Raw genomic sequence first — 15,061 nt, forward strand, 5'->3', positions numbered from 1 at the left:
GGCAGACAACCAGTCACACCAGACCGTGTTGATGGCGGATAAAACCAAACAATTTCTGCTGATGGGGCGAATTGGTTACTTTGGTCTCTTTGCCTTGATCCCACTGTGGCTGCTGTGGCTGGCACCACCCAGCCTTGGCAACCCATACATTTTATTGCTGATGCTGTGGCTGCCACTGTGGTTTCCACTGCCCGGTATTTTAAAAGGCGAGCCCTACACTTTTGCCTGGGCCAACTTTATTGTGATGATCTATTTTGTGCATAGCCTGACCAACCTCTGGGTCGCATCCGGGCTTTACTTCTGGCTGTCGGTAGTGGAGTTGATGCTGGCTTTACTGATGTTTTTTGGCTGCACTTACTATGCCCGCTTCCGGGGGCAGGAGTTAGGCCGGAAAATTCCCCGCCTAAAGGACGATCCCCGGCCTTAAATGAAGCTAGCGCCTGGCGTAATCCTGGCTTTGTAAGGTACAGATCTGCTGCTGGCAACTGGCTACCGGCACCAGCAGCAGTTCACAAGTGCCAACAGTGCCGAGGCGCTGATGCTGACGCTGACGCAGCTGACTAAATTGCTCACTGGTATGCAACAACATGGTTTCATCAGTCGTCAGCACCGAATACGTCAGAAACTGTTCGGGCCCACCGCAAGGTCGCACGCCTTTTGCCAGCACTTTGCACTGGTTATCCTGCTGGCAGCTTTTGTCTTCGGTCAGCTGATCCATCCGCCGTTCCAACTGACGCAGATTCACCTGCAACTGTGCCAGCGAACCATCCAATTCATTCAGCAGAGCTGCCCGCTGCTGCTCTTCGCTTAACTGCACACAACCAGCCAGTAGCGAAACCGCCAGAGCGACTGTGAATACTTGCCATCTAAGCTGTACCATTCCCAACTCCTGTTGTGCTACCGACACTCCAGGAAAGTGGATTATCGGTTGGTCATAATGCGCGCCATTTGCAGCACTGAAACATACTGGCCGTACTGAAAGGCATAATCGGTTAGTTCGGCTTCCACTTCAAAGCCAAAGCGCTCATACAAAGCCACAGCTGCCTCATTGCTACTGTAAACCTGCAGTTCAAGTCGACGAATAGCCAACCAATTATCTGCCATTTCCAAAGCGGTGCGCAGCAATGCAGAGCCTATGCCCTGCCCTTGAAACGGTTCAGAAACGGCCATGCCGATGTCGGCTGCATGCCGGCGGCGCTGGTTCTGAAACTGCTGCAAGCCCAGTTGGCCAACCAACTCACCATCCAACTCTGCCACCAGATTGTAAAAACCTGGCTGGCGTTGACACAGTTGCTGCCAGTGTTCAACCGCTTGCAGTGGCAGCTGCAGTGTATTGGCATACACACTGGGCTGTTGGTAAATTTGCTGCAAAGCCTTGGCATCAGCCAGCTCAGCATGTCGGATTATAACCGGCATAAACACATCCTTCTGTAAAAAAATGTATCAGAGTATTAACACATGATCATTTCGCATGCAGCGCAGCAGGCTGGGAGCCAGCACAAATGCAAGCAGGCATCATGCAGCAGTGAGTACGCTAAGAATAAAGAGGTATAGCGGCAGGTACAAGTGGATTTGTACCTGCCTGTTTAAGCTTAGAATTGATCTTAGAGTTGAGCTTCGAGCTCAGGGAGAACGGTAAAGAGATCTGCCACCAAACCATAATCCGCAATCTGGAAGATTGGGGCTTCGGCGTCTTTGTTGATGGCCACAATGACCTTGGAGTCTTTCATCCCGGCCAAATGCTGAATCGCACCGGAGATCCCAACAGCAATATACAAGTCAGGTGCTACTATCTTACCGGTCTGGCCAACCTGCATATCATTTGGCACAAAGCCAGCATCAACCGCCGCTCGGGATGCACCGATCGCAGCACCCAGTTTGTCGGCGATGCCTTCCAACAACTTGAAGTTTTCGCCATTTTGCATGCCACGGCCACCGGAGATCACCACTTTAGCAGCGGTCAGCTCAGGACGCTCGGATACGGTCAGTTCGTCTTTGACAAAAGCAGAAACCGCCAGATCCTTCGCCAAGCTCACCGTCTCAATGCTGGCCGAACCATCTTCTGCCACGGCATCAAAGGCAGAACTACGCACCGTAATCACTTTAATAGCATCGCCTGATTGCACGGTCGCAATAGCATTACCAGCATAAATTGGCCGGACAAAGGTATCGGCCGACTCAACCGCAATGATGTCGGAAATTTGCGCGACATCCAGCAAAGCAGCCACACGCGGCAGGAAATTCTTACCCGTGGTGGTAGCGGCGGCCAGAATGTGACTATAGCCAGAAGCCAGCTCCAGCACCAACGCAGCCATATTTTCAGCCAACTGATGAGCATAAGCTTGATGATCAGCCACCAACACCTTGCTGACACCGGACAGTTTTGCAGCTTGTTCAGCAACCGCCTGACAATCGGCACCCCCCACCAGCAGATGAATATCACCGCCCATTTGCTGCGCAGCCTGCACCGTTTTATGGGTTTCTGGCTTTAACTGTTGATTGTTATGCTCTGCAATAATCAGGATGCTCATTGGATCACCTTTGCTTCATTCTTTAATTTGTCTACCAGCTCCGCCACCGATTCAACCGTGATGCCACCACTGCGACCGGCCGGTGCTGCAACCTTCAGCACTTTGACCTTGGAAACCAGATCCACGCCCAGCTCGGCGGCCGGGATCACATCCAACGGCTTGCGCTTGGCTTTCATAATGTTTGGTAAAGAGGCATAACGCGGTTCATTCAGGCGCAAATCGGTACTGACCACAGCCGGTAAGCTCAATTCCACGGTTTGCAAGCCGCCATCGACCTCCCGGGTGACCTGTACTTTGTTGTCGGCAGTAAGCTCTACTTTGGAGGCGAAAGTGCCCTGGCCAATGCCAGCTAAGGCCGCCAGCATCTGGCCGGTCTGGTTGTTGTCGGAGTCAATCGCTTGCTTGCCGATAATAATCAATTCCGGCTGCTCTTTATCCATCAGCTTGTGAAGCAGCTTGGCCACTTGCAGTGAGTCCAAATCCACTTCAGTTTCCAGATGAATGGCGCGATCAGCGCCCAGTGCCAGCGCAGTTCGTAGTTGCTCTTGTACAGCTTTGCTGCCAATAGAAACTACCACCACTTCGGTTGCTTTGCCCGCTTCTTTTAGCCGCACAGCTTCTTCCACGGCAATTTCACAAAACGGATTCAGTGCCATTTTTACGTTGGTTAAGTCCACACCACTCTGGTCGGCTTTAACCCGCACTTTGACGTTGTAATCGATAACCCGTTTGACCGGCACTAATATTTTCATAGATTCCTCACATTACACAGGGGAAACAGCCAACTGCTACTGGCAGCTTGGTTGACGTGAAGGTAAACTTATCCAGCAGAACAGGCTCACAATCTACTTCCTGTTGACGTTAACGTCAACCTGCAATAGGCTTTACAGTCTGTTTCGTGTTGATTGGTACTGGATTCGCTGTAAATAATAACATCCACTTCACTTGCAGACGAGTAGCAGGCATCATGAAACCAGTGGGAATTTGATAAAGATCAGGGTAACACTGCCAGCAACAGGGTATTCCTTTATTTCCCTGCAGGACAAAGACAACAACAAAGACAACGACAAAAGAGGTTAGCTGTGGACGTGCAAAGAGAATCGATGGAATTTGACGTAGTCATAGTAGGTGCAGGCCCGGCGGGTTTAGCGGCCGCTATCCGATTGATGCAACAGGCGCAGCAAGCCAATCAGGAGCTGATGGTTTGTGTGGTGGAAAAAGGCTCGGAAGTGGGCGCACATATTCTATCCGGCGCGGTGTTTGAACCCAGAGCTTTGCAAGAGTTACTGCCAGACTGGCAATCCTCAGGCGCACCACTGAATACGCCGGTGGTCCACGACGACATTTATCTGCTGCAATCTGAGACACAGGCCAAAAAACTACCGGGCTTTGCCGTACCAAGAACCATGCACAACAGCGGCAATTACATCGTTTCTATGGGTAATGTCTGCCGCTGGCTGGCAGAACAGGCCGAGCAATTGGGCGTAGAGATATTTCCCGGCTTCCCGGCAGCAGAACTCATCATTGAAGAAGGTGTAGTTAAAGGCATTATCACCGGCGATATGGGACTGGATGTGGATGGCAGTCCAAAAGACAGTTTTGAACCCGGTATGGAGCTTCGCGCCAAGTACACCATCTTTGCCGAGGGTTGCCGCGGCCATTTGGGTAAGCAATTGCTGGCACACTACGCACTGGATAAAGACTGCTCGCCACAGCATTACGCCATTGGCTTTAAAGAAATCTGGGATGTGGATGCATCCAAACACCACCCTGGCCTGGTGGTTCACAGCGCCGGCTGGCCGCTGGATAAAGACACCAGTGGTGGTGGTTACTTGTACCATGCCGAGAATCAACAAGTCCTGGTCGGTCTGATTGTTGATTTGAATTACAGCAACCCGCACTTAAGCCCATTTGAAGAGTTTCAGCGCTTTAAGCAACATCCAATCATGAAGCAGTACCTCGAAGGCGGTAAGCGGGTCAGTTATGGCGCCCGCGCCATCGCCAAAGGAGGCCTAAACAGCTTACCCAAAATGAGTTTCCCAGGTGGTCTGTTAGCGGGTTGCGAGGCCGGCACACTGAATTTTGCCAAAATCAAAGGCAACCATACTGCCATGAAATCCGGTATGCTGGCGGCTGAAACCATTTTTGAAGCCCTGCAAAGCGGCGATGCAGGCGGGCAGGATTTAACCAGCCATCAGCAACGCTTTGAGCAAAGCTGGCTTTATGATGAGCTGTACCGCTCGCGTAACTTTGGCCCGGCTATGCACAAGTTTGGCACTTTCTGGGGTGGTGCCTATAACACCATCGAGCAAAATTGGTTTGCCGGTAAGCTGCCCTGGACCCTTAAAGATGAATCACTGGATCATGCGCAGCTCAAGCCTGCCAGTGAGTGCCCGGTGATCACTTATCCTAAACCGGACAATATGCTGAGCTTTGATCGCTTATCGTCGGTGTATTTATCCAACACCAACCATGAGGAAAAGCAGCCCTGTCATCTGAAGCTCAAAGATGCCAGCATCCCAATCAGCCAAAACCTGCCCCGCTTTGCTGAACCTGCGCAGCGTTATTGCCCGGCAGGGGTCTACGAGGTCATTGAGGAAGCCGACGGCGAAGCGCGGTTTCAAATCAATGCGCAAAATTGCATCCACTGCAAAACCTGCGACATCAAAGATCCGGCACAAAACATCACCTGGGTGACCCCAGAGGGCCCGGGTGGCCCAAACTACCCCAACATGTAATGATCACATTACAGAGGGAGCCTTGCGCTCCCTTTTTTGTTGCTAACCGTTTCAGGCGGCCCGATCCCAACACGCCAAAGACCAGATGCAGCAAAACTCACCAAAACCGCTCAGATCCGTTTTATGTTATTTTTTCAGCCAGTTCAGGGCAGGTTAAGCATTGTATTCAACTGAAAAAGCGTCTACTTTTAGTGCACAGTTGTATTAAAAAACCGATGCAGGAAGATGCGCTATGGCCACGAAAACACCGATCACTCAACCGGAAAAAAACCAGGACGACCTGCATGATGAGGTGATTGCAGTACGACCAGCCCCAAGCAACAAGGTGCAGCCACCTGGCGTTGCCTTTGGCGGTGAGCGATACATGTACTTCACCGAGCGCGACCTGAATCGTATCCTGGCCAATCTGGATGCATTACGCCAAACGGTGTTCCCAACCAGCGGCGTTGAACATGAAATCAGTGCCCCAAAGCAGCAACACTTTCCATCCGTGTGCCTGATAGGCTTGGGCCGCTGTGGTTCGAATATCGCATTGGATGTGGCTTCACTGGTCTACAACGCCCGGAATTTTTACCTGAGCGAATTTAACAACGAAGAAAAACAAAACCGGGAACAGGAATACCGGCCTATGCGCTGGATTAAGCGCAGCCTGCATTTAAAGCAATCCAATGCTTTGAAGCCGGTTTTTTTGATTGAACCCCTGGTAATGCTGGGCGATCTGGACAAAGACATTGAAGGACGCATTCGTTTTTCCAATAAAGGCGAGTCCAGTGGTTTTTTACACGACTACACCAAAATGAAAATTATGGACTTGTCTGAAGTGCATGCTGGTGGTGCCGGTAACGCTCCTATTCTCGGACAATACCTGGCGAAAATCATTCTGAACAAAGATACTCAGCGCTTTTCCAATGCCGACTGGAAGTTTATTCACTCGTATTTGATTGACTCCTGTGGCATCAAAGCCAATCAGTCCAGGCTGTATTTCTATATTTTCAGCGCAGGCGGTGGTACCGGCTCCGGCATGGCCTCCGAATTTGGTCTGGCCCAGCAATACGCCTACATGAGCAAAACCTTCGACACCCGCACCCTGCCGGAAAACGAAGAAAACCGCGGTCACTCTTTTGTGTTTGAGCCTATCTTTACCAGCGGTATTTGTATCCTGCCGAATATCTCCGACCATGGCGTGGAAATGTCCGAGGCACTGCACATCAACGCCGGCCGTCTGCTGTGCAAATACCTGGCTGAAGAATGGGATTTTTCCTACAACTTCGATCAGGAAGACAGCAGCGATGCCAGTGTAATGCACCGGATCCGCCCCTGGAATGCCATGATGCTGATTTCGAACGACATTATGCGCTATGCTGAGGAAACTGACGATGGCGATATCCAGCATATCGATGTCAATGCCATGGAGAAGTACGCCAATCAATACATTTCGCAGCAAATTTTTAATATTCTAACCGCCCAGGCAGTCACCACCGATTACGACGAAAACTATTTCCGCCGGGCCGGCATCGATATCGGTGAAACCATCCGGCTGGATGCCAATGATCTCTTTATGAGCCTGGCAGGCCCGGTTGCTGTTGCTTATGCCGAGTCGGTGATCCCAACCGAAGGCGCTGGTCAGGAAAAACTGAAGCTATTCGACAAACAGCAGGCCAGTGGGTTGAATATCGATGATTTATTCTTCCGCTCCATTGACCTGCCGCACTTTAATAAAGTGACGCAAGCCATTGAGGGTATTAGCTTGCTGCCCATTGAGTCGGATCGCTACCGCGCGACTCTGGCCAGCTACCAGAAAAATGGCTACGATGCGACAGAGCTGAAAGACCTGCACTTTTTTAAAAACTGTTCCTCCGTGGTTTCTATCGTATCGCTGCCTAAAGACTACAAATTGTCTTACATGGATTTGAACAAGCTGAAGTCGCATCTGAACAACCTATTCCCCAACACCACCTTAAAACGCTATGCCCTGGTGATTGGAGCTTCGGCCAATATTTCACTGACCACTCTGATTGTGAAAAGCCCGTGTTTGAGCGATGATTTCCTGACCCTGATTGTGGCCTATATCAAGCGCTGCTTCGCCAAAGATAGCTACCGCTTTGATGAGCAACTGGATGAGGCCATGCTGGAATTTATCCGCAGTGAGGACTTCGATGAAGCCAAAGTCGATAGCATGCTGAATGAGTTTGAGAACCCGGCAAAAATTCTCGACACCAACTGGTACGCCATTAAGCCGATGTATGAGAAAAAGTACCGTGAGCTGATCCACAGCAAGGATAAGTTTATCTCCATCAACGATATTCGTTTATCACGTGATAGTGTGAAAAAAGCCATTAAATACCTGCGGGAAATATACCGGCATAAAATCAGCAAAACCCGGGTTATTTCACTTAACCAGCAAAGCACAAAAAAAGAGAAGCAGAAAGACTCAACCTGAGCTGAACACCCTCATTAGCTTTCGATGGTGTTGCTGCTTAAACCGGGTTGAATACGTGCCAGGGTATCGGTTGATCCCTGGCAATCAAACCAACCACTTTGCAGCAATTGCTCAGGGGTAAGTTTGACAACCAAAGCCGCAAGCTCAGCCGGAGCCTTCGGGTTGGGTTCAAGCTGCAACCAGCCAGACTTGCCATGCTGTTTCACTATGAACATGGCTTTATCTGCTAAGATCAGGCTGCTACTCCAATTCCATTGAAAACCCTCTGGTGGATGAAAAAACACACCGACAGAGCAACTAATGGCTGCAGGTAATTCTGCCTGATGCGGCCAGGAATGATCGGCAATAGCTTGCATTAAACGCTGCATAAAGTCGTGCACCGGATCGGTCAAATCCAGCACAATAAGAAACTCCTCACCGCCCCACCTTACCAAATGATCCGAGCTTCGCACCTGCTGGCTTAACAACTGCCCCATAGCCACCAGAATGTCATCGCCAGCAGCATGGCCGAGCTGATCATTCAGTAGCTTGAAGTTGTCAATATCCACTAACAGGCAATAAAACCCCTCTTGTTTTCGGACACTGCGTGCCAGTAAATGATCAATGACCTCATTCAGATAACGCCGGTTATGCAGCCCGGTCAGTGCATCGGTGACACTGACTTGCTGCAAACGCTGATTGGCTGCTGCGAGCTGCTCATTCGCCCGGTTAAGCTCTGCAGTTCGTTCAGCGACCTTTCGTCTTAGCTCCAGCCTGGCATGCTCCAGAGTACGTAACCGATAGCGGTAGATAAGCCATACCAGGCTGAGCAACAGCAGCCCGGTCAACAGACGCGCCCACCACTGCTCGTACCAAAAAGCCGGAACTTCCAGACTAAGCCGCGCAGACTCACTCCATTGGTTGCTGTCACTCAATCTGGTTTGAACCTCAAAATGATAACGGCCCGCAGGCAGGTTGGTGTAAAAGGCTTCCCGTCGCTCAATCACCTCAGTCCAACTGCTGTCATAACCCTGCAGGCGGTAACGAAAACGCAAAGCACTGTTGCGGTAAAACCAGGGCGCCGTGTATTGAATACGCAGATTACGGCTACCAAGCGGTAATTTAGCCGGAGGCTGGCTGAACCACTGACCCTCGATATCAATGCCTTCTACCCTTGGTAGTGGTAACTTGACACCCTCAGCATCAGCCTGCACCTCCAGTACCACCAAGCCATTCAGGCTTGGTAAGAAAAGCTGCTGTCCCCGCAATACACCTTTATTATTACCGGCCCCATTGCAACAACGCACACCATCCACATTGGACTCCAGGCCAAAATCATCAATCAACACCCTGGCCTGCACTTCATTGCCTGGCAATAAGGAGTCAAGTGACAACTGATAAACCCCGTTAAAGCTTGACACATAAAGCTGCTGCTGTTGCTGGCCAATAAATAATACCGAGGGTGCTGGCAACTGAGCTGCGCTCAGCCAGTGCCATCCCTCAGCAGCTTCTACCGCAATCCCGGTCTGGAAGGTCCCGATAACAATGCGATCATCGTCTAACTGCCCGACATAAGAAACGTAAGTGCTGCTAAGTAGTGCATCATCGGCAAAATTCTCAGTGCGACCCTCACTGTATCGATAGAGCCCCTCGGCAGTGGCGATCCACAGTCGCTGTTGCCGGTCGATAAAAATCATCCGGATGCGGGGGCTCTGAATGCCTAAGGTGCTGGTTTCATCGTGCAACTGCTTACCATCCCAACGAAACAGGCCGGCAAAGGTTGCCACCCAAACATCACCATTAGCAGCTTGCAACATGCCATTGATTTGCAGATGATCCAGTGACGGATACTGCCGAAGCAACTGCCCCTGCGGCTCCACCGTCACCATGCCTCGTCGGGTACCAAGCCACAGGTTATGCTCAGCATCCTGCATCAGGGTATACACCACTGGGTTTGGTAGCAAATCCTCCAGATCCATACGACTAAACACTTGACCATCCCAGTGATACAAACCACTGTTCCCCCCCACCAACAAGCCTGAATCGCTAGCCAGTAACGCCCAGATATAAGGCTCTTTCAAACCCGCTGTCACACCATAATTTCGACTACCATCGTAGCGCAGTCGCTGCAAACCATGAGTTCGGCTCCCCAACCAGAGATCGCCGACCCTGTCTTCAAAAGCTGCAACAAACCAGGGCCTGGTAGTGTTCTCAAGCTGACTAATCTGTTCAAGCAACTGTCCACGCTGGATTTGCCACAACTGCTGCGTTATAGCCAACCAGAGCACCTGGTGACGATCCTGGTAGAGCATCTGTACCGGCTCAGTAATGGGTTCGCCATTCACCAGATAGGGACTAATTCGCCCGGTGGCCGCCAATTGATACAGGCCTTTGCTGGTGCCAATCAGCAGACGACCATCATGCCAGGCTAAATGCAACAATTGTTGCTGCGGTAGCAGATCCGAGACAGGATAATGGTGGTACACACCCTGTTCGATATACGCCAGTGAGTCGGTGTGAGCAACCCACAAACGCTCCGGGGTAGTTAACATCGCCGTGATTGGACCGGACTCATGGGTGATTGCAGTTGCCTGATGCTCAGGCAAAGTAATTTGATGCAGCGAGTCACCACCAACATACAGCATGCCATCAAACTCTGCGATAGCTTCAACGCTGCCAATTGATTGCTGCTGATGAAAAAACTCCTGAAATTCATCACCTTTTCGCTGGATAAGACGACTGGAACTACCAACCCACAAGGTACCATCACTGCTGTGATACAAGGTTCGCAACAATGGGTTTAAAAACAGCGGTGAACTCTGACCATCAAACACGGTAAAGCGATACCCATCAAAGCGGGCCAAGCCACCTTCTGTAGCAACCCAGAGATAACCATCTGCGTCCTGGACCATACTTAGCGCTGAAACCTGTGGCATCCCATCCACCGTATTCCACTGTCGTTGATGATACTGACTATAGAGAATGGGAGTCTGAACAGTTTGCTGAGGCGAGGCATAAGCCAATAACACCATCTGTGGCAGCAGTAACAAGCCCTGGAGCACGAACAACCAGCGTGTCAGCATCTAGGCAGCTCTCCCTTAGCAACAGATCCGGGTATCAACATTCGTTGGTGTTGTTGTCTTTAGTGCAAGTATGGCACAATTTCCAAAACCAGCCGGTGTCATTAGCACTCTTTCATCCAGCAAAACCACTGTAGCATTGGTGGATAAAACCACTAGGGCAATGCAGCAGCCCGAATCGAGCTATAGAGTGAATACCAATGCTCCCGCGTTAGCTCAACAGCCATGGCTTGCTGGCAAGCCTGGATCCGCCTGACCGAGCATGAACCGATCACCGGTTGTATGGCTGCAGGATGACGCATCAACCAGGCCAGTACAATGGCCTCCGGCGGCTTTTGATACTCACCCGCCAGCTGCTGCACCAGGCGGGCTGTCGCTTGCTCAGCATCGTTACGTGGAAAGCGCCCCCCGCTGAATACACCCTGCGCCAGACTACCCCAGGCTTGCAGTTGAATGTTGTTCAGTTGACAGTACTCGACAGTGCCCGCCGAGAAATGACACTCGCTGCCTGCCGGCATACCGGTCAATATCCCTTCTTCAAGCCAATGGTAGTTGGCCAGGCTCATTTCGAGTTGATTGGCAACCAGCGGCCTATCCAGAGCTTTTTGCAGCAGCTTCAGCTGTGGCCAGGCCATATTGGAAACCCCAAAAGCCCGCACTTTGCCTTGTTGGTGTAACTCAGAAAATATGGCCGCAACTTCCGCAGGTTGCATCAGGGGATCTGGCCGGTGCAACAGCAGTAAGTCCAGATACTCGCAGCCAAGGCGCTGCAATGACGCCTCGACACTTTGGCGGATATGCCCGGCCGAGAAATCGTAGTAACCGGGCTGGGTCCCGGTTGCCAGCCGGATCCCGCACTTGCTTTGAATAAAGAGTTGCTCGCGCGGGGTATTGGATTGACGTAAATACTCACCAAACACCTGCTCTGATTTACCCAGCGTATAGATATCGGCATGATCAAAGCAAGTGATGCCACCATCGATGGAAGCATCCAGTGCCGCAAATGCACGCTGACGTTGTTCACGGCTGAGGGCATGGTTATCCCAATCCCCTCCCAACTGCATACAGCCATACACCAACTTGCTGGCTGCTGGGAAAATCGCCTGTAAAGGAAAGTCCATAGATTGCACCTTACTGCAGCAGAAAACTTGTTTGCCACTATAGCATTATTGCAGGAACCCTGGCATAGACTTAGACTAAAGCAAAAGCATATAACAACCATAGACATTGCATGACCTCGAAAAAACCAACCTATCTGTTTTCCTTGCTGGCAGGCCCACTCAGTTTTTTGCTGCTTAGCAGCCTGGATGTCCCTTTTAGCGGTATGAGCCAGCATGCCTGGCTGATGGCGGCTTTAACACTCTGGATGGCGATTTGGTGGATCAGTGAGGCTGTTCCGATCCCGGTTACATCTTTGTTGCCCATTATTCTGGTGCCTTTGCTTGGACTGGACTCTTTAGGCGCTGTTACTGCCCCCTACGCTCACCCACTGATCTTCTTATTTTTGGGTGGTTTTTTACTTTCTATTGCCATGGAGCGCTGGCAGCTGCATAAACGTATTGCGCTGCATGTGATGTTGATTGTCGGCAGCAAGCCCAGCCAGCAAGTGGCGGGCCTGATGTTTGTCACGGCCTTTTTATCCATGTGGATGTCCAATACCGCCACCTCGGTGATGATGCTGCCGATTGCCTTGTCCATTCTGGCGCTGCAGCAAAACCAAAGCACTGAGAATCAGGGGTTTGATACGGCTGTGATGCTGGCCATCGCCTATTCTGCCAGCATTGGTGGTGTCGCTACCCTGATTGGTACTCCACCCAACGCGCTGCTCGCGGCTTACCTGCAAAGCAATTACGATATTCAGATTGGCTTTGCCCGCTGGATGCTGATAGGTGTACCTATTGCTTCGCTCTTGCTGGTGCTGTGCTGGTTTTGGCTCACAAAGCTGTCTTTTCAGCTGGATAAGGTCACGCTTAGCGATACCAAAGATTTATACCGCGATGAACTGCAACAGTTGGGCCGAATGAGCGATGGCGAAAAGCGGGTGCTGGCGATCTTTTTATTCGCAGCCGTCGGCTGGATCTCGCGGGAGTTTGTACAAGGCCAAACCGGCTGGCCACTGGACGATACCATTATCGCCATCATGGCAGCCTGCCTGTTGTTTATTGTGCCGGTGAACTGGCGCAGCGGCCAACGTATTCTGCAATGGGAAGATACGAAAAAACTGCCCTGGGGCATTCTGCTGCTGTTTGGCGGCGGCCTGGCGCTGGCCGGGCAAATTCAGAAATCCGGCCTGGCCGATTTTATCGCCCTGCAGGTTGGTGGCCTGGATGGCATCAGTATTCTGCTGTTGGTGCTTTTGGTCACCAGCATTATCGTGTTTCTGACTGAAGTAACCAGCAATACCGCTACCGCAGCGGGCTTTTTGCCCTTGCTCGGCCCGGTCGCGCTGGCACTGGATACCAGTGTCGCCATGCTGGTCGTGCCGGCCGCTCTCGCTGCCAGCTGCGCCTTTATGATGCCGGTGGCCACCCCACCCAACGCCATTGTCTTTGCCTCCGGCAAACTCAAAATTATCGATATGGTCAAAGCAGGCTTTGCGCTCAACATCATGGCCATCGCCGTAATTACATTGTTTTGCTACTGGCTGGTGGAGTTGGTTTTCAGCTTCTGAACTAAAGGTTTAAAGCAAAAAAGCAGCCATTAGGCTGCATCAGACTGATGACAAAGTCCTGGACGTAGATCCAGGACTTTGATCTAATAGGGGTAGTTGATTTAGAGGCTACCTTCTATGCTCAAAACTCCCTCACCTCAACAGTACCAATTAGAAATGGTCACGCTCGAAGAGCTTGTCCCCAAAGACCACCTCGTCCGTAAAGTCGATGCCGCCATTGATTTCGAATTCATTCGTGAAGAAGTCGAACATCTGTACTGCAAAGACAACGGCCGTCCGCCGATTGACCCAGTTCGCTTATTTAAAATCATGATCCTTGGCTATTTGTTTGGTGTGCCCAGTGAACGCCGCTTGATGCAGGAAATTCAGGTCAATGTTGCCTACCGCTGGTTCTTACGCATGGGCCTGACTGAAAAGGTACCAGACGCATCTACCCTGAGCCAAAATCGGATCCATCGCTTTAATGGTACCGATGTGTTCCAACGTATCTTCGACCGTATTGTGGAGCAGGCCATCGAGAAACGCCTGATAGGTGGCACCACCCTGTACACCGACAGCACGCATTTAAAAGCCAGCGCTAACAAGCGCAAATCCATCAACAAGCAAGTGCATGCCAGTACCTCGGCCTACATCGACGAACTGAACAAAGCCATTGAAGAAGACCGGCTCGCCCACGATAAAAAGCCACTGAAAACAGCCGAATCAAAAGCCACCACAAAAGACCAGAAAGTCAGCACCACAGACCCGGACAGTGGCTTTATGACACGCGAAGGCAAACCACAAGGCTTCTTCTACCTCGACCATCGCACTGTCGATGGCCGTCATGGCCTCATCACCGACACCTTCGTGACCGCAGGCAATGTGCATGATAGTCAGCCTTACATCGCACGCCTCGACCGGCAGCTTGAGCGATTCAAACTCGACCCGATAGCCGTTGGGTTGGATGCAGGATACTTTACCGCACCGGTGTGCCACCTTGTTCGCGAGCGGCAAATCGCGCCGGTCATCGCGTATCGTAGGCCGAACTTCAGCAAAAATGATTTTAAGAAAAAGCACTTCATCTACGACAAACAAAGCGATACGTACCGTTGCCCAAACGGAGAGCTCCTGACCTACCGGACAACCAACCGGGAAGGCTACCGGCATTATCACTCCAACCCGAAAATCTGCCTGCATTGCCCGCTACGCAGTCAATGCACCAGCAGTAAGAAGGCACTTAAAATCATCACGCGGCATGTGTGGGAAGAGGATAAGGAGCACGTGCAGGAGATACGCCTGACCAGTTGGGGTAAAAAGATTTACCATCGACGAAAAGAGACGGTAGAGCGCAGCTTCGCAGATGCAAAACAGCAGCATGGCCATCGCTATGCACGCTTTAGAGGCCTGTTTAAGGTGCAGATGCAATGTCTGCTGGCGGCAGCCGCGCAGAACATCAAGAAAATGGCCTTGCTGGCCTTTTTATCGCATTTTTACGGCTATAAAAACGCCGTATTCATGTTTAAGAGGCTGATTAGGCAAGTTCAACCTGTCCATGGTGGTGAGTTGGCAATTTAACGACCAAGGGTGCAAACGAGCGTACAACCAGGATCGCTACCCAGAAAAAACAAACCCCGGCTAAAAAA

Annotated in this window: 11 protein-coding genes; 5 read left to right on the forward strand and 6 right to left on the reverse strand. The window is 51.2% G+C overall.

Annotated elements, in window-relative coordinates; all coding sequences use genetic code 11:
- Positions 1-31 precede the first annotated feature (31 nt).
- The gene (locus QWY20_RS13190) at positions 32-427 is read left to right on the forward strand and encodes a DUF2069 domain-containing protein (protein WP_407935432.1); all 396 of its coding nucleotides are present in this window, start codon (positions 32-34) and stop codon (positions 425-427) included.
- A gap of 6 nt (positions 428-433) precedes the next feature.
- Here QWY20_RS13190 and QWY20_RS13195 read toward each other — a convergent pair whose 3' ends face one another.
- The 4 genes from QWY20_RS13195 to QWY20_RS13210 all read right to left on the reverse strand — a co-directional run bounded on the left by QWY20_RS13195 (position 434) and on the right by QWY20_RS13210 (position 3,283).
- On the reverse strand, positions 434-880 hold the full coding sequence (locus tag QWY20_RS13195) for a hypothetical protein (RefSeq protein WP_330129477.1): 447 nt from the start codon (positions 878-880) through the stop codon (positions 434-436).
- A gap of 41 nt (positions 881-921) precedes the next feature.
- Positions 922-1,416 carry a GNAT family N-acetyltransferase gene (locus tag QWY20_RS13200; RefSeq protein ID WP_330129478.1) on the reverse strand — a complete coding sequence of 165 codons (495 nt, stop codon included), beginning with the start codon at positions 1,414-1,416 and terminating at the stop codon, positions 922-924.
- Between the two features lie 188 nt (positions 1,417-1,604).
- Positions 1,605-2,531 carry an electron transfer flavoprotein subunit alpha/FixB family protein gene (locus QWY20_RS13205; RefSeq protein ID WP_330129479.1) on the reverse strand — a complete coding sequence of 309 codons (927 nt, stop codon included), beginning with the start codon at positions 2,529-2,531 and terminating at the stop codon, positions 1,605-1,607.
- Positions 2,528-3,283 (reverse strand): electron transfer flavoprotein subunit beta/FixA family protein, encoded by a 756-nt coding sequence (locus QWY20_RS13210; RefSeq protein ID WP_330129480.1) that lies wholly within the window; start codon positions 3,281-3,283, stop codon positions 2,528-2,530. Before QWY20_RS13210 ends, QWY20_RS13205 begins: the two co-directional genes overlap by 4 nt.
- 351 nt (positions 3,284-3,634) lie before the next feature.
- On the opposite strand from QWY20_RS13210, the gene QWY20_RS13215 reads away from it, so the two are divergent.
- Positions 3,635-5,269, forward strand: a complete 1,635-nt coding sequence (locus tag QWY20_RS13215; protein WP_330129481.1) for an electron transfer flavoprotein-ubiquinone oxidoreductase — start codon at positions 3,635-3,637, stop codon at positions 5,267-5,269.
- Between the two features lie 232 nt (positions 5,270-5,501).
- Entirely contained in the window at positions 5,502-7,709 is a 2,208-nt protein-coding gene (locus QWY20_RS13220) for a hypothetical protein (protein ID WP_330129482.1), read from the forward strand.
- Positions 7,710-7,723: 14 nt separating this feature from the next.
- Here QWY20_RS13220 and QWY20_RS13225 read toward each other — a convergent pair whose 3' ends face one another.
- Both QWY20_RS13225 and QWY20_RS13230 read right to left on the reverse strand, forming a co-directional pair.
- A complete protein-coding gene (locus QWY20_RS13225) occupies positions 7,724-10,771 on the reverse strand; it encodes a diguanylate cyclase (protein WP_330129483.1) in 3,048 nt (1,015 codons plus the stop codon).
- 152 nt (positions 10,772-10,923) lie between these two features.
- Complete coding sequence (locus tag QWY20_RS13230; RefSeq protein WP_330129484.1) at positions 10,924-11,889, reverse strand: aldo/keto reductase; 966 nt, start codon at positions 11,887-11,889, stop codon at positions 10,924-10,926.
- Between the two features lie 110 nt (positions 11,890-11,999).
- On the opposite strand from QWY20_RS13230, the gene QWY20_RS13235 reads away from it, so the two are divergent.
- Together QWY20_RS13235 and QWY20_RS13240 are read left to right on the forward strand one after the other, a co-directional pair.
- Entirely contained in the window at positions 12,000-13,439 is a 1,440-nt protein-coding gene (locus QWY20_RS13235; RefSeq protein ID WP_330129485.1) for an SLC13 family permease, read from the forward strand.
- A gap of 117 nt (positions 13,440-13,556) precedes the next feature.
- Entirely contained in the window at positions 13,557-14,993 is a 1,437-nt protein-coding gene (locus QWY20_RS13240; protein ID WP_330129486.1) for an IS1182 family transposase, read from the forward strand.
- Positions 14,994-15,061: the final 68 nt, after the last annotated feature.

This window comes from Alkalimonas cellulosilytica (genome assembly GCF_036325985.1).
GTDB lineage: Bacteria > Pseudomonadota > Gammaproteobacteria > Enterobacterales > Alteromonadaceae > Alkalimonas > Alkalimonas cellulosilytica.

What these genes read in the sequence shown, in the direction of transcription:
- QWY20_RS13190 (WP_407935432.1), top strand. Translation starts at nt 32, where the DNA reads ATGGCGGATAAAACCAAACAATTTCTGCTGATGGGGCGAATTGGTTAC.
- QWY20_RS13195 (WP_330129477.1), bottom strand. Translation starts at nt 880, where the DNA reads ATGGTACAGCTTAGATGGCAAGTATTCACAGTCGCTCTGGCGGTTTCG.
- QWY20_RS13200 (WP_330129478.1), bottom strand. Translation starts at nt 1,416, where the DNA reads ATGCCGGTTATAATCCGACATGCTGAGCTGGCTGATGCCAAGGCTTTG.
- QWY20_RS13205 (WP_330129479.1), bottom strand. Translation starts at nt 2,531, where the DNA reads ATGAGCATCCTGATTATTGCAGAGCATAACAATCAACAGTTAAAGCCA.
- QWY20_RS13210 (WP_330129480.1), bottom strand. Translation starts at nt 3,283, where the DNA reads ATGAAAATATTAGTGCCGGTCAAACGGGTTATCGATTACAACGTCAAA.
- QWY20_RS13215 (WP_330129481.1), top strand. Translation starts at nt 3,635, where the DNA reads ATGGAATTTGACGTAGTCATAGTAGGTGCAGGCCCGGCGGGTTTAGCG.
- QWY20_RS13220 (WP_330129482.1), top strand. Translation starts at nt 5,502, where the DNA reads ATGGCCACGAAAACACCGATCACTCAACCGGAAAAAAACCAGGACGAC.
- QWY20_RS13225 (WP_330129483.1), bottom strand. Translation starts at nt 10,771, where the DNA reads ATGCTGACACGCTGGTTGTTCGTGCTCCAGGGCTTGTTACTGCTGCCA.
- QWY20_RS13230 (WP_330129484.1), bottom strand. Translation starts at nt 11,889, where the DNA reads ATGGACTTTCCTTTACAGGCGATTTTCCCAGCAGCCAGCAAGTTGGTG.
- QWY20_RS13235 (WP_330129485.1), top strand. Translation starts at nt 12,000, where the DNA reads ATGACCTCGAAAAAACCAACCTATCTGTTTTCCTTGCTGGCAGGCCCA.
- QWY20_RS13240 (WP_330129486.1), top strand. Translation starts at nt 13,557, where the DNA reads ATGCTCAAAACTCCCTCACCTCAACAGTACCAATTAGAAATGGTCACG.